The 15,000-nt window shown below is 39.6% G+C and carries 13 protein-coding genes; 6 read left to right on the top strand and 7 right to left on the bottom strand.

Going from position 1 to position 15,000, the window contains the following annotated elements; genetic code table 11:
- Window positions 1-123: 123 nt before the first annotated feature.
- Window positions 124-363, top strand: coding sequence for a sulfurtransferase TusA (gene tusA, locus RF53_RS18370; RefSeq protein WP_039038507.1), 240 nt, complete (start codon window positions 124-126; stop codon window positions 361-363).
- A 122-nt stretch (window positions 364-485) separates the two neighbouring features.
- On the opposite strand, the gene RF53_RS18365 is transcribed toward tusA, so the two are convergent.
- From RF53_RS18365 to dnaA, 7 genes are all read right to left on the bottom strand, one after another.
- Entirely contained in the window at window positions 486-935 is a 450-nt protein-coding gene (locus RF53_RS18365) for a hypothetical protein (protein WP_006793985.1), read from the bottom strand.
- A gap of 103 nt (window positions 936-1,038) precedes the next feature.
- Window positions 1,039-3,108 (bottom strand): glycine--tRNA ligase subunit beta, encoded by a 2,070-nt coding sequence (gene glyS / locus RF53_RS18360; protein WP_039038506.1) that lies wholly within the window; start codon window positions 3,106-3,108, stop codon window positions 1,039-1,041.
- A 2-nt stretch (window positions 3,109-3,110) separates the two neighbouring features.
- On the bottom strand, window positions 3,111-4,013 hold the full coding sequence (gene glyQ / locus RF53_RS18355) for a glycine--tRNA ligase subunit alpha (RefSeq protein ID WP_008130780.1): 903 nt from the start codon (window positions 4,011-4,013) through the stop codon (window positions 3,111-3,113).
- A gap of 141 nt (window positions 4,014-4,154) precedes the next feature.
- The gene (gene gyrB / locus RF53_RS18350) at window positions 4,155-6,581 is read right to left on the bottom strand and encodes a DNA topoisomerase (ATP-hydrolyzing) subunit B (RefSeq protein ID WP_039038505.1); all 2,427 of its coding nucleotides are present in this window, start codon (window positions 6,579-6,581) and stop codon (window positions 4,155-4,157) included.
- Between the two features lie 12 nt (window positions 6,582-6,593).
- A complete protein-coding gene (recF, locus tag RF53_RS18345; protein ID WP_039038504.1) occupies window positions 6,594-7,688 on the bottom strand; it encodes a DNA replication/repair protein RecF in 1,095 nt (364 codons plus the stop codon).
- A gap of 15 nt (window positions 7,689-7,703) precedes the next feature.
- Window positions 7,704-8,807, bottom strand: coding sequence for a DNA polymerase III subunit beta (gene dnaN, locus RF53_RS18340; protein WP_006793980.1), 1,104 nt, complete (start codon window positions 8,805-8,807; stop codon window positions 7,704-7,706).
- 13 nt (window positions 8,808-8,820) lie between these two features.
- Window positions 8,821-10,209 (bottom strand): chromosomal replication initiator protein DnaA, encoded by a 1,389-nt coding sequence (dnaA, locus tag RF53_RS18335; protein ID WP_006793979.1) that lies wholly within the window; start codon window positions 10,207-10,209, stop codon window positions 8,821-8,823.
- Between the two features lie 518 nt (window positions 10,210-10,727).
- Here dnaA and rpmH point away from each other — a divergent pair.
- From rpmH to mnmE, 5 genes are all read left to right on the top strand, one after another.
- Window positions 10,728-10,862: a 50S ribosomal protein L34 gene (gene rpmH, locus RF53_RS18330; RefSeq protein WP_004335215.1), complete on the top strand. Its 135-nt coding sequence runs from the start codon at window positions 10,728-10,730 to the stop codon at window positions 10,860-10,862.
- 7 nt (window positions 10,863-10,869) lie between these two features.
- A complete protein-coding gene (gene rnpA, locus RF53_RS18325; RefSeq protein ID WP_039038503.1) occupies window positions 10,870-11,295 on the top strand; it encodes a ribonuclease P protein component in 426 nt (141 codons plus the stop codon).
- Window positions 11,296-11,421: 126 nt separating this feature from the next.
- Window positions 11,422-11,697, top strand: a complete 276-nt coding sequence (yidD, locus tag RF53_RS18320) for a membrane protein insertion efficiency factor YidD (RefSeq protein WP_006793977.1) — start codon at window positions 11,422-11,424, stop codon at window positions 11,695-11,697.
- A gap of 8 nt (window positions 11,698-11,705) precedes the next feature.
- Window positions 11,706-13,340, top strand: coding sequence for a membrane protein insertase YidC (gene yidC, locus RF53_RS18315; RefSeq protein WP_039038502.1), 1,635 nt, complete (start codon window positions 11,706-11,708; stop codon window positions 13,338-13,340).
- Between the two features lie 134 nt (window positions 13,341-13,474).
- Window positions 13,475-14,839 (top strand): tRNA uridine-5-carboxymethylaminomethyl(34) synthesis GTPase MnmE, encoded by a 1,365-nt coding sequence (mnmE, locus tag RF53_RS18310; protein ID WP_039038501.1) that lies wholly within the window; start codon window positions 13,475-13,477, stop codon window positions 14,837-14,839.
- Window positions 14,840-15,000: the final 161 nt, after the last annotated feature.

The following is a 15,000-nucleotide window of genomic DNA, read 5'->3' as shown; positions in this document are numbered from 1 at the left end:
ACTGATCCAGATCTAAGTAAAATAGTTAATATATACTTAAAATTACGCTAAACTTTGGCGCAACAAAAAATCTGACTACTCGTAAAGTCACAGATTTGAAAACTATTTACAGGCATACGTACTATGAATTTTGATAATCCCGATCACCAATTAGATGCCATTGGCCTTCGCTGCCCCGAGCCAGTAATGATGGTACGTGCTGCTATTCGTAAAATGAACGACGGTGAAACACTGTTAATAACCGCTGATGACCCATCAACCACCCGTGATATACCAAGTTTTTGTGTATTTATGGATCACACGCTGGTGGCTAAAGATGCAGAGGAAGCACCGTATAGGTATGTGGTGAAGAAAGGGTTGTAAAGTTCTCAGTTCTCAGTTCTCAGTTCTCAGTTCTCAGTTTCAAAATAGAAACCGTGCTCGTTAAATCAAGTACGGTTTTTTACTTCTCTTTACGCTAAAAACTGACAACTATAAACATTCTGCTATTTCTTAGTAATAGTCACTTTTGGCTCATCATAGTCACTAAAATCAATGCTTACTATGTATGTGCCTTTTATCGCAGGTGTGTAACTAAAGTAATTATAAATAGTATTACAGTCTGCCGTTGCAGCTTGCCCAAGTGTTAAACTTTGACCTTGTGGGAATGAGTCGCTGTAACCACAGTTAAAGCCTTCACTAAAATCGGCATCAGCAATTTTGAATTCGTACACTTTACCTGGCGTGCTAAATTTTACCTGAGCTTGATACAGTGCTGGGCCCACTAAGTTAAATTGATACTGTGGCTCTGCGTCCCATAAAGTAAAATCGCCTCGCAGGTACATGGTGCGGTCGAGTTCTTTTTGTGGCAATACATCGTTAATTGATATTTGGCTTGAACATGCACTGAGTAACCCAGCAATAGCGAGTGGTATTATTTTTTTTATTGAAATCATCAATTTTCATCCTATTCATTATACCTATTAGCTTAATTAAGTTAGGTAGGTATTAAAACTAAAAAGCCAGCGTTATGCTGGCTTTTTAAATTGCTAATGGTTGTTATTTTTGTAAAACAGAAATATCTGCAATATCCAAAAATAGACCACTTAACTGGCTTAATAGCGCAAGGCGATTTTGCTTAACAGCTTCATCGTCGGCCATAACCATTACGTTGTCAAAAAAGTTATCAACACTTTCACGAATGCCTGCCAATTGGCTAAGCGCTTCTTGGTAGTTTCCATCGGCATAAAGTGGTGCAAGCTCAGTTGCAAATTTTGCCACTTGTGATGCCAATACTTTTTCAGCGTCGTCGCTTAATAAGCTCTCATCAACATTACCTTGGCTTGTGATGTCGTTTTTAGCAAGAATGTTACTTACGCGTTTATTTGCGGCTGCAAGGGCTTCTGCTGCGTCTAAAGTACGGAAGTGGCTTACGGCTTTAACACGACGGTCAAAATCAACTGGTTTAGTTGGACGACGTGCTAGCACAGCTTGAATAACATCTACTTCAATACCTTCGTCTTGATACCATGCACGGAAACGCCCAAGCATAAATTCAAATACGTCGGTTGATACATTTAGATTAGTTAGCTTATCGCCAAACAATGTTTGTGCTTTTGCTACTAGGTCTAAAATATCAAGAGGTAACTCTTTTTCTACCATAATACGCAGTGCACCAATAGCAGCACGACGAAGTGCAAATGGGTCTTTATCACCTTTTGGTGCTTGGCCTATACCAAAAATACCCACCAGCGTATCAAACTTATCTGCAATGGCTACTGCACAACTAATTAGGTTTGTAGGTAAGTTGTCGCCTGCAAAGCGTGGCATGTATTGCTCGTTTTGTGCAAGCGCTACATCTTCTGCTTCACCGTCAAAGCGAGCGTAATGCATTCCCATTACACCTTGTACATCGGTAAATTCCATTACCATTTCGGTCATTAAGTCTGTTTTGCTTAATAGACCTGCACGTTTTGCTAAGTCTTTATCTGCGCCTAATTGCTCAGCAATATACCCTGCAAGTTCGCTAATACGCTCAGACTTGTCTTTAAGCGTACCTAACTGCTTTTGGAATAAAACGGTATCAAGCGATTCTAAACGGCTTTCTAATGTTTTCTTTTTGTCGGTCTCAAAGAAGAACTGTGCATCAGCCAAACGTGGGCGTACAACTTTTTCGTTACCAGAAATTACTACGCTTGGATCTTTACTCTCGATGTTAGATACAAACAAAAACTTATTTAAAAGCTTGCCGTTTTGATCTAATAACGGGAAGTATTTTTGATCGTCCTTCATGGTGTAAATTAGCGCTTCAGCTGGTACATCTAAAAATGCTTCTTCAAATGTTGCCGTTAAAGTAACTGGCCACTCTACTAGTGATGTTACTTCTTCTAGTAAATCTTCATCCATTGCAACAACAGCGTTAACTGCGCTTGCAGCTTCTTCTATTTGTGCACGTATTTGCGCTTTACGTTGTTCGTAATCTGCAATAACGTAAGCAGATTTAAGTACATCAAAAACCTCATCGGCATGGTTAATGCTAATTTTTTCTGGGTGATGAAAACGGTGACCTTGAAGTTGGTTACCTACTTGCTTACCAAGGATCTCACCTTCTAGCAATTCGCTACCAAATAAAATAGTGACGGTATGAACTGGGCGAATAAATTGTGTTTTATTCGCACCCCAGCGCATTGGCTTTGGTATTGGTAATTTACTTAACGCTTTTGCGATAGCATCTGCCATTAGCGTTTTAGTTTCTTGCCCTGCTACTTTAGCAATGTGCAATAACCATGCGCCTTTATCCGTTTCAAGTGTTTGTGCTTCACTTACCTCAATACCACAACCGCGTGCCCAACCCATTGCTGCTTTTGTAGGGTTACCTTCACTATCGAATGCTGCTTTAGTTGCTGGCCCGCGCTTTTCAACTTCTTTGTCCTGTTGTTTAGCTTCAAGTGCTTTTACTTGTAAACCTAAACGACGAGGCGATGCATACCAGCTTACGCCTTGATGTGCTAATTCTAGCGATTCTAACTCTTGAGTTAAATTTGCAGCAAATGCCTCGGCAAGTTTACGCAACGACTTTGGTGGCAACTCTTCAGTGCCAATTTCTACTAATAAATTTTGTGCTGTCATGCTTACTTATCCTTACACAGCGGGAAACCAAGCGCTTCGCGTGCATCGTAATAACTTTGTGCACACGCTTTTGATAACGCACGAACACGTAAAATATAACGCTGACGTTCTGTAACCGATATAGCATGGCGCGCGTCTAATAGGTTAAATGCATGCGATGCTTTCATCACTTGCTCGTAGGCAGGAAGTGGTAAATTTGCTTCTATTAACTTTTGGCTTTCAGCTTCACACTTATCAAACTGCGCAAACAAGTCTTCTACGTTTGCATGTTCAAAGTTGTAAGTAGATTGCTCTACTTCATTTTGGTGGAACACATCGCCGTAAGTTACACGCCCTAGGGGACCGTCTGCCCATACTAGGTCGTAAATGCTATCTACGCCTTGAATATACATCGCTAAACGCTCTAGGCCGTAAGTAATTTCACCTGTTACTGGTGAGCACTCTAATCCACCTACTTGTTGGAAGTAGGTAAATTGCGTTACCTCCATACCGTTTAACCAAATTTCCCACCCTAAGCCCCATGCGCCAAGCGTTGGTGATTCCCAGTTATCTTCTACAAAGCGTACTTCGTGAGTTAGGGTATCAATACCCATTGCTTCTAGTGAGCCTAAGTAAAGCTCTTGGATGTTATCTGGTGATGGTTTTAAGACTACCTGAAATTGGTAGTAATGTTGTAAGCGGTTTGGGTTTTCACCATAGCGGCCATCCGTAGGACGGCGACACGGTTGTACGTATGCGCTAGACATTGGCTCAGGGCCAATTGATTTCAAAAATGTTTGCGGGTGAAATGTCCCAGCGCCCACTTCCATATCAAGTGGTTGAATAATGACACAGCCTTGCTGTGCCCAATAATCCTGTAAAGCCAGGATCAAACCTTGGAAGGTTTTTACGTCGTATTTTTGCATATTTGGCTTTTTACTATCTAAGAAGTAGCGTGAAAATTATCCTTAGTATACCGTGTGTACACTCAGGTTTTAAGCAGTTTGTGTATTTGTAGAAAATAAAAAAGGAGCCCTTAGGCTCCTTTTTATTATCTAAATATGTTTTTACACGTCTAAGTTAACTACGCGTAGTGCGTTAGTTTCAATAAAGTCACGACGTGGCTCTACCTGATCGCCCATAAGCGTAGCAAATAACTGATCCGCGCCTACAGCATCTTCAATTGTTACTTGTAACATACGGCGTGCGCCTGGATCCATGGTAGTTTCCCAAAGTTGATCTGGGTTCATCTCACCCAATCCTTTGTAGCGTTGGATATAGATCCCGCGCTTAGATTCAGTGATCAACCATTCCAAAGCATCCACAAAGTTATCAACAGGTTTTGTTTTCTCACCGCGTTGAATATAAGCACCTTCTGTAATGATGTTTGCAATGTTAACACCAGTCACAGCAATACGTTGGTAGTCACGCGATGTGATGAAGTCGTAGCTTAGTACGTGAGACTTATCTACACCGTGTTGACGAATATTCACAACAGGATAATACAAGTTACGCTCTGCATCATACTGAGTTGCAGCGTTGAAAATAGTTGCATCTTCGTCACGGTCAACTAAATCGTCAACAAGCTCTTTTGTCCACGCAATTACTTTAGCTTCGTCTGCAAGGTCTTCTTTTGTTAATTCGCTTTGGTAGATTAAACGTTCCATTACCGTGTTAGGGTATTTACGTTTTAAGCGCTCGATTACTTTAACTGTATTTTGGTAATCGTGAACTATTTTCTCTAATGCTTCACCTTCAAGCGCAGATGCGTCTGCACTTGTGTATAAAGCTGCATTATTAAGTGCAAGCGATGTTAAGTACTCAACAAGTGCTGGGTCATCTTTAATATAGCGCTCTTGCTTACCTTTTTTCACTTTATAAAGTGGTGGCTGAGCAATATAAATATATCCGCGCTCTACAATTTCCGGCATTTGACGATAGAAGAACGTAAGCAATAAAGTACGAATATGAGAACCATCCACGTCCGCATCGGTCATGATGATAATACGGTGATAACGTAGTTTTTCAGGGTTATATTCGTCACGGCCAATACCACAACCTAATGCAGTAATTAGTGTTGCAACTTCTTGTGAAGACAGCATTTTATCAAAACGTGCTTTTTCTACGTTTAAAATTTTACCTTTAAGCGGAAGAATCGCCTGATTCTTACGGTTACGACCCTGCTTGGCTGAACCGCCAGCAGAGTCCCCTTCCACTATGTAAAGTTCTGATTGTGCAGGATCTTTTTCCTGACAATCGGCTAATTTACCCGGTAAACCTGCAAGATCCATTGCGCCTTTACGACGTGTCATTTCACGCGCTTTACGTGCCGCTTCACGCGCACGTGATGCATCTATAATTTTCCCAACAACAATTTTTGCATCTACTGGGTTTTCTAATAAAAACTCAGTGAACTTCTCAGCCATTGCTTGTTCTACCGCAGACTTAACTTCGCTAGATACTAGCTTGTCTTTTGTTTGCGAAGAGAACTTAGGATCAGGAACTTTAACACTAATTACAGCTGTCAAACCTTCACGCGCATCGTCACCGGTTGCGTTACTGGTTGTTTTTGCTTTCTTGTTAAAGCCTTCTTTTTCCATAAAGTTATTAAGTGTACGTGTTAACGCAGATCTAAAACCGGCTAAGTGAGTACCACCATCACGTTGTGGAATGTTATTTGTAAAACAGTAAATGTTTTCTTGGTATGCGTCATTCCATTGCATTGATACTTCAACGCTAATTCCGTCTTCTACACGCTCATGTGTAAAGTGGAAAACACCTTTATGAATAGGTGTTTTGTTACGGTTAATGTATTCAACAAATGCCTGAATACCACCTTCGTATTTAAAGTGGTCGCTTTTATTTTCTTCACGCTCATCATTTAAAATGATACTAACGCCCGAGTTAAGGAACGACAGTTCACGTAGGCGTTTTGCTAAAATATCGTAATGAAAATCTAAATTAGTGAATGTTTCTGCACTTGGCCAAAAACGTAGTTCTGTACCCGTTGTTTCAGAATCTCCAATAACAGCAAGTGGCGCATCTGGCACACCCATAGTGTAAAACTGCTCATGAAGTTTACCTTCTCGGCGCACGGTTAGTTTTAATTTTTCTGAAAGTGCGTTTACAACCGAAACACCCACACCATGCAAGCCGCCTGATACTTTATAAGAGTTATCATCAAACTTACCACCAGCGTGAAGTACCGTCATGATTACTTCGGCAGCCGAAACGCCTTCTTCTTCATGGATAGACACTGGGATACCACGGCCATTATCTCTAACCGATACAGAGCCATCTAAGTGAATCGTTACAAAAATATCATCACAATGACCAGCAAGGGCTTCGTCTATTGAGTTATCAACGACCTCAAACACCATGTGGTGTAAGCCTGTGCCATCATCGGTGTCCCCTATATACATCCCAGGACGCTTTCTTACTGCGTCTAATCCTTTAAGTACTTTAATACTCGACGAGTCATAATTCTCAGACATGGTTAATCCCACTTATCTTGTTATTAGGTTGCCATGTTTCACGTGGAACATTTTTAGTTCTCGTTGCATGGGTTCCACCACAGCAGAAATACTCTCAGATAAAATTGAAGAGATAAATATTTGAGAACTGCAGTGAGACAATAGTTGTCCAACTTTCTCTTTTGTATCTTCGCCTAACTCTGAGGGTAAATCATCTATTAGCAATATAGATTGCTTATCGGTCTCTGACTCAATTAAGCTATTTTGCGTTACTTTTAACGCATACAATAATAACTTTAACTGCCCGCGTGAGAACGTATTCTCTACACTGTTGCCAGCGACACTGAAACTAAAGTCGGCCTTATGTGGGCCCTTACTTGTAAATCCTTGGCGAGCATCTCGCTCAAAGTTTTGCTCTAACGCATCTACAAGAGATTCATTCTCTTTCCAGCCTGCATTAAACGTCATTTCTAAATCGCGTATAAGCGTTAATTCTGAGCACATTTTATCAAAAAATTGCTGCTTAAACCTACTTATATACGCCAATCTTAATTTATTTATTTCTTCAGCCAGTCTAACAAATTCTTTGTCCCAAAACTTAATTTGGTCAAAATAATTCTTAGGCTTAGATTTTAGTAAAGCATTACGCTGTTTTAATACTTTATTAAACGATTGCCACAAGTAAAAAAACTCATGTTCCACGTGGAACAAACCTAAGTCTAAAAACTTTCTACGCTCTTTTGGCCCACCAAAAAATAAGGAATAGCTCTCAGGCGTAATAATTTGAACAGGCATAAGCTGTGCAAGCTCAGATATTTTACGGCTCGCTTTACCCTGAATCTTTAAATTTGTTTCACCTAAACGCGTTTTGCTAATACCAATAGGAATTGATAAATCATGCACCGTCTTTCGGCCATGAATTACAAATTGCTCTTGCTGGTGTGCAATAATGCTTTTGTGCTTTGGTGTTCTAAAAGACTTGCCGTGAGAAAGGTAATAAATAGCTTCTAAAAGGCTGGTTTTTCCGCTGCCATTTTCACCATATATAATGTTTACGCCATTAACAGGTTCTAGCGTCAGCGCCTCAATATTACGAAAATATTTGAGGCTCAAATGACTTAAGCTCATTATATGTTTGTGATCTTATAAACGCATAGGCATAACAACATACATTGCTTCATCATCACCAGCACCTTCTATTAGTGCACTGCTGTTTGAGTCTGCTAACGTAAACTGTACATCTTCAGTTTTTAATGTGTTTAATACATCCAAAACATAAGAAACATTAAAACCAATTTCTAACTCATCACCTTGATAATTTACTTCAACAACCTCTTCAGCTTGTTCTTGCTCTGGGTTATTGGCAGTAATTTTTAATAAACCATTTGATAAGTTTAAGCGTACACCACGAAACTTCTCATTTGATAAAATAGATACACGCTGAAAAGCATTTCGTAACCATTCACGGTTGGCAATAATTGTTTTATCACCGCCTCGTGGAAGTACACGACGGTAATCAGGAAAACGACCATCAACTAGTTTACTGGTAAACGTAAACTCAATATCAATAATACGAATGTGGTTAGCACCGAATTGAATAGTGACTAGCTCATCGTCGGCAACCATAAGGCGCATGATTTCTTGCACACCTTTACGTGGAATAATTAATTGGCGTTGAGTATTCAGTGATTGAGTAAGTTTTTTCTGTGCAATCGCCAAGCGGTGTCCGTCGGTAGCCACCGTTTTAATATCGCTATTATCAACTTCAAACGACATACCATTTAAGTAATAACGTACATCTTGGTTTGCCATTGAAAAGTGCGTGCTTTCAAGTAATTTACGAAGCTCTAAACGCGTTAGTTGAAATTCAACTTCACCATCCCATTCTTCTAAATTGGGGAAGTCAGCCGCTGATAACGTTGTAAGTGAAAAACGACTTTTACCACTCGTTAATAACAACTGGTGGTCTTGTAAGCTTAACGTAATGTCTGAACCTTCAGGTAGACTTTTACAAATATCGAGTAACTTTTTAGCAGGTAAAGTTAATTTTGTATCGGCAATATCATCACCAACAAAAACACCAGACACTAATTCGATTTCAAGGTCGGTCCCTGTCATCGAAAGCTGTCCGTTTTCTACTACTAACAAAACGTTAGATAAAATTGGTAACGTATGCTTACGCTCAATTGCGCCCGATACTTGAACCAATGGCTTTAAAAATTGTTGTCTTGATATTGTTATTTGCATAAAAAAGTCAGCCCTAAGATGACAATGTTCTTATTAAATTTTGATAATCTTCTTTAATTTCGTGACTTTCATCACGTAACGATTTTATTTTACGACACGCATGTAAAACCGTTGTATGGTCACGACCACCAAACGCGTCTCCAATCTCAGGTAAACTGTGATTGGTTAATTCTTTAGACAGCGCCATAGCAACCTGACGTGGCCTTGCTATTGAGCGGCTTCGGCGTTTAGAAAGTAAATCCGAGACACGAATTCGATAATACTCAGCCACTGTACGCTGTATATTATCAATTGTGACGAGCTTATCTTGCAGCGCCAATAAGTCACGCAATGCTTCTTTTACAAAGTCGATAGAAATAGGACGTCCAGTGAAGTTTGCATTTGCAATTACACGGTTAAGTGCGCCTTCAAGTTCACGTACATTTGAACGTAATTTTTTTGCAATGAAAAAAGCTACTTCATGAGGTAAATTTATTTTACTCTGCTGCGCCTTTTTCATCAAAATAGCGACACGTGTTTCAAGCTCTGGTGGCTCAATAGCAATTGTTAATCCCCAACCAAAACGAGACTTAAGCCTGTCTTCTACCCCTTCAATTTCTTTAGGGTAACGGTCAGAAGTTAAAATAATTTGTTGATTACCTTCAAGCAACGCATTAAAAGTATGAAAAAACTCTTCTTGAGAACGTTCTTTATTGGCAAAAAATTGAATGTCATCAATCATTAATGCATCAACACTACGGTAATAACGTTTAAATTCTTCTATTGCATTATTTTGTAGTGCTTTAACCATATCTTGTACAAAACGCTCTGAATGCATATACACAATTTTAGCATCAGGCTTATTTGCCATAATGCCATTACCTACAGCATGGAGTAAGTGCGTTTTACCTAAGCCCGTACCACCGTATATAAATACAGGGTTAAATGCAGAGCCAGGGTTATCGGCAACTTGAGTTGCAGCCGCTTTTGCTAATTGGTTAGATTTACCCTCAACAAAACTATCAAAGGTGTAGTTTTCTTTAATGTTTGATTTATAGCCCGATTTAGGTGCGGGTTCAACAACCGGTTTTTGCTCACGCGGCTGTTGCTTTGCTGATGCTTGAATACTAGGTGCAGGCTGTGCTTCTGTAGCAGGTGCAACCTGTGTATTTAAAAGTGGTTTGCTACCTACATCAAAACGAAGTTCCGGTGCTTCGTCACCACAAATCTCGACGAGTAGTTCGTTAATGCGGTTAAGGTATTTTTCTCTCACCCAATCAAGCACAAAGCGATTAGGTGCATAAATAGTCAGAGTATCTTCGGTACTTTCTGCTTGAAGTGGTCTTACCCACATACTGAACTGCTGCGAAGGCAATTCATCTTGCAATACATATAAACAACTTTGCCAAACCGACAGATACACAGTTAAACTCCCAGAGATATAATTTTTATTCCCGCACATCAAAAATGGTTAAAAACCATGCATTTATTGCGTTTAAATAGCCAAATAAGCGGCCCAAGACCAAGTATTATGAAGGCACTTTATCCACAAGTAAAAGGCTGATTTTTATAAAATTATATATAACGACATGAAAAAAAGCTAACAACCTGATTTAATTAAATTTTTAATTATTAGCCTGATAACAGATCATAACAAAATAACACCAAGATCGCGAACCAATTTTACGATCCAATTTACTTTTCCCCCGCTTTTATTCACTTTTTATACAAGGGCTGTGGAAAACTTCTTATTTATGATGATCCTACTAGATCGCGCTTTACGATCACTAATTGCCTGCTTAATAAACACGGTGCTTAACGCGTAATTATGATTGACTTTAGGTCGTTTCATCTATAATATCTCGCGCTCGCAATGGCACCTGTGCCAGGATCGCGACCTGCATAGGATGTTTTAACTTTAACCGATCGGATGAGATTGTTATGAAAAGAACTTTTCAACCTAGCGTTTTAAAACGCAAACGTGCACACGGTTTCCGTGCTCGCATGGCAACTGTAAATGGCCGTAAAGTATTAGCACGTCGCCGCGCTAAAGGCCGCAAAGTTCTTTCTGCTTAATTTATAAGTGGAAGACTTTAGCTTTGGCAGGGAGTTACGTCTGTTAACTCCCTCGCATTACTCTCGTATATTTAACGAACCCGCTCGGGCTGCAACTCCTTACTTTACTCTATTAGCTAAACCCAATGACCAAGAAAAACCTAGGTTAGGACTTACTGTTGCTAAAAAACGTGTAAAAAAGGCATGCCAACGAAACCGTATTAAACGTCTTGCTCGCGAAAGTTTTCGTTTAAATCAACACAACATCGATAACATTGATATTGTGCTTATGGTTAAAAATGGCATTGACGAGCAGTCTAATGAAGAATTAACCAAGCAACTGGCCAAGTTATGGCGAAAAATCAACGAACGCTGTAAACCAGGTGCGCCTAAGCCTCCACCCTTTAAGAAACGCCCAAACAAATCAGCTAAATCTAATAAACAAACCCAATAGCAATAGAATTACAGGGTTAATTAATGTATCTTTAGCTCACCTTTTAATCATGCATTTAAAATTTCCAATAGAGCCTTTAAATACATGATATCTATCTCACTAAATTTAACTAGGGGCATAAACATCATGAGGTTACTCAAACCACTTGTTGCTTTACCGACATTATGTTTAGTGTTATTGATCCGCGGTTATCAAAAGTGGATTAGCCCGCTATTAGGTCCGCATTGTCGTTTTAATCCAAGCTGCTCACATTACGCAATTCAAGCAATAAAATTGCATGGATTGATAAAAGGAAGTTGGTTAGCATTAAAACGCATATTAAAATGCCATCCTTTACATTCAGGTGGTGATGACCCAGTACCTGAAAAAATAACCCATATTAACCACCAACACGAGAAATAAGAGCTGTTATGGAATCGCAACGCACGTTTTTATTCATTGGCCTAATGCTAGTGTCGTTTTTATTGTTCCAAGAATGGAATAATGATTATAACCAGCCAAAAGTCGATCCAAGTGCCACAACACAAACGCAACAAGCAAATTCAACTGAATCGGATGATTTTATACCTTCATCGTCAGACTCTGGCTTACCGGCTTCAACAACATTAGCTAAACGTTCTGTTATAGAAATAACAACAGACGTGTTTAAAGTTAAAATCGACACCAAAGGTGGTGATATTGTTGAATCGGACTTACTTCAATACGAAGAAGTGAAAGGCGAAGAAACACCTTTCATGCTGCTGGGTGAATTTGAGGGTAATCAATACTTTTCACAAAGTGGTTTGATTGGTTTAAATGGCCCAGACGCATCTGCAAACGGTCGCCCTACTTACCACAGCGAACAAACGTCTTATACCTTAACAGGTGATGAGTTACGCGTACCGTTACAGTTTACTGATAGCAACGGTGTTAGCTTTACCAAAACTTATGTATTTAAAAAAGGTCAATATGATGTTGGCTTAGAATACACAGTAAACAATACAACCAGTGCCCCTATTCAAGTGCAGCTTTACACACAGGTTAAACGCACAGTACAGGAAAAAGGCAGCTTAGTTGATCAAAACTATTTAGGTGCAGCTTACGGTACAGACGAAGAACCGTACGAAAAGTATAGCTTTTCTGACATGGCCGACAAAAACCTAAATGAAAGCACGCAAGGTGGTTACATTGCATTTATTCAACATTACTTTGTAAGTGCGTGGGTACCAAAGCAAGACCAAACCAACACCCTTTATAGCTTAATTACAAGCAGTAACGCCGCTATCATTGGTACAAAAGCAGAACCTGTTAATGTTCAAGCCGGTTCAGAGCAAACCATTACTTCTATTTACTACATGGGCCCTAAAGAGTCTGATGTATTAGAAGCGCTTCACCCTGACTTAGACCTAACTGTAGACTACGGCTGGTTATGGTTTATTTCACAGCCACTATTTGTATTACTAAAATGGCTTTACAGTATTCTTGGTAACTGGGGTTTAGCAATTATTGCTATCACTATTATTGTTAAATCATTGATGTACCCGCTAACTAAAGCGCAATATACGTCAATGGCTAAAATGCGTGCCCTTCAACCAAAAATGGCAGCTCTTAAAGAAAAATATGGTGATGACCGTCAAAAATTCGGTCAAGCTACTATGGAAATGTACAAAAAAGAGAAAGTAAACCCAATGGGTGGTTGTTTCCCTATTTTGCTACAAATGCCTATTTTCTTAGCGTTGTTTTATGTATTTTTAGAATCAACAGAACTTCGCCATGCTGAGTTTATGCTTTGGTTAACTGATTTATCAGCACAAGACCCATACTACGTATTACCAATTTTATTTGGTGCAAGTATGTTTATAACTCAAAAGCTTCAACCTATGACGGTTACCGATCCAATGCAGCAAAAAATGATGACCTTTATGCCGGTTATCTTCTCTGTATTCTTCTTATGGTTCCCATCAGGCTTAGTGCTTTACTGGTTAGTATCTAACCTTATTTCAATCGCGCAAATGCTTTATATTTATCGCGGTATGGAAAAGAAAGGAATAAAAGTAAGAGGCTAACTTAGCCCTACTTATTACAAAGGCGACTTAGGTCGCCTTTTTTATTGCCCATTTTTTATCAGAGCATTCGCGAGTGGTAATTTCATAGGTTACAATAGCGCCATAACGTACACATTGTTGGTAAATTAAATAGCATGATCAATCAAGACACAATTGCAGCACAAGCAACCGCACCTGGGCGTGGTGGTGTTGGTATTATTCGGGTTTCTGGCAGCCTTGCCAAAAGCGTTGCTGAAAAAGTTATTGGTAAAATACCAAAAGTGAGATACGCCGATTATGTACCATTTAAAAACTTAAATGGCGATCAGCTTGACCAAGGTATTGCCATTTATTTTGCCGGGCCTAACTCATTTACTGGCGAAGACGTACTTGAGTTGCAAGGTCATGGCGGCCCTGTTGTACTTGATATGCTACTTAAAGAAATTAGCAAAATCGAAGGTGTACGTTTAGCAAAACCAGGTGAGTTTTCAGAGCGTGCATTTATGAACGACAAGCTTGATTTAACCCAAGCAGAAGCAATTAGTGACCTAATTAATGCCACCAGTGAACAAGCAGCTAAAAGCGCCTTACAATCACTTCAAGGTGAGTTTTCTAAACACATAGAAACCCTAGTTGAAAAAGTAATTCATCTTCGTATGTACGTAGAAGCAGCAATCGACTTTCCAGATGAAGAAATAGACTTTTTGTCAGATGGCAAAGTATCGGGCGATCTAGACGCAATTATAAACCAATTAAACACCGTAACTGACCAAGCTAAACAGGGCAGCATAATGCGCGAAGGTATGCGTGTTGTGATTGCAGGTCGTCCTAACGCGGGTAAATCAAGCTTGCTAAATGCTCTGGCAGGCCGAGAGGCAGCAATCGTAACCGAAATAGCAGGGACTACCCGCGACGTACTGCGCGAACACATTCATATTGATGGCATGCCACTGCATATTATAGATACCGCAGGTCTTCGTGAAAGCCCTGACCGCGTAGAGCAAATAGGTATTGAGCGCGCATGGGATGAAATAAACCAAGCCGACCGCGTTTTATTTATGCTTGATGGCACCGATACTGTAGACACCGACCCACATAAAATTTGGCCAGAATTTATGGCAAAATTACCAAAAGGTATGGGGGTTACAGTGATCAGAAACAAAGCCGATTTATCGGGTGATATTGTAGGTTTAGATGAAAACCAACAATACCCGGTCATAAGTTTAAGTGCTAAAAACGCTGAAGGTATAGAGCTCGTTCGTGAACATTTAAAGGCCTGTATAGGTTTTGACGGCGCAACAGAAGGTGGCTTTATGGCTCGTCGCCGTCATTTAGACGCTTTAGAGAGCGCAGCTTATCATTTAGATACGGGTAAAACGCAGCTTGAAATGCATGTTGCAGGTGAAATTTTGGCCGAAGAGCTGCGCCTAACGCAGCAATTTTTAAACGAAATAACCGGTGAGTTTACTTCAGACGATCTACTTGGAAAAATATTTAGCTCGTTCTGTATTGGTAAATAAAAGACCTAACAATTAAATAATTAAAAATTAAGGGCGTAAAAACGCCCTTTTTTACTGCCTAAATTAAGCCTTTCTATATCAACATATGGATATTTTTTAGATAAGCTGAGTGCTATTTTAGGCTCTTATTTTCTCTAAATTAGTATCTTTAAATGCTTATT

This window comes from Pseudoalteromonas sp. ECSMB14103 (assembly GCF_000813065.1).
GTDB classification, from domain to species: domain Bacteria; phylum Pseudomonadota; class Gammaproteobacteria; order Enterobacterales; family Alteromonadaceae; genus Pseudoalteromonas; species Pseudoalteromonas marina.
Note: the sequence above shows the minus strand (reverse complement) of the source record. Positions and strands in the feature narration are given on the sequence as shown.

Excerpts from the sequence above, each read along its gene's own strand:
- tusA (WP_039038507.1), top strand. The coding sequence starts at position 124 with ATGAATTTTGATAATCCCGATCACCAATTAGATGCCATTGGCCTTCGC.
- RF53_RS18365 (WP_006793985.1), bottom strand. The coding sequence starts at position 935 with ATGATTTCAATAAAAAAAATAATACCACTCGCTATTGCTGGGTTACTC.
- glyS (WP_039038506.1), bottom strand. The coding sequence starts at position 3,108 with ATGACAGCACAAAATTTATTAGTAGAAATTGGCACTGAAGAGTTGCCA.
- glyQ (WP_008130780.1), bottom strand. The coding sequence starts at position 4,013 with ATGCAAAAATACGACGTAAAAACCTTCCAAGGTTTGATCCTGGCTTTA.
- gyrB (WP_039038505.1), bottom strand. The coding sequence starts at position 6,581 with ATGTCTGAGAATTATGACTCGTCGAGTATTAAAGTACTTAAAGGATTA.
- recF (WP_039038504.1), bottom strand. The coding sequence starts at position 7,688 with ATGAGCTTAAGTCATTTGAGCCTCAAATATTTTCGTAATATTGAGGCG.
- dnaN (WP_006793980.1), bottom strand. The coding sequence starts at position 8,807 with ATGCAAATAACAATATCAAGACAACAATTTTTAAAGCCATTGGTTCAA.
- rpmH (WP_004335215.1), top strand. The coding sequence starts at position 10,728 with ATGAAAAGAACTTTTCAACCTAGCGTTTTAAAACGCAAACGTGCACAC.
- yidD (WP_006793977.1), top strand. The coding sequence starts at position 11,422 with ATGAGGTTACTCAAACCACTTGTTGCTTTACCGACATTATGTTTAGTG.
- yidC (WP_039038502.1), top strand. The coding sequence starts at position 11,706 with ATGGAATCGCAACGCACGTTTTTATTCATTGGCCTAATGCTAGTGTCG.
- mnmE (WP_039038501.1), top strand. The coding sequence starts at position 13,475 with ATGATCAATCAAGACACAATTGCAGCACAAGCAACCGCACCTGGGCGT.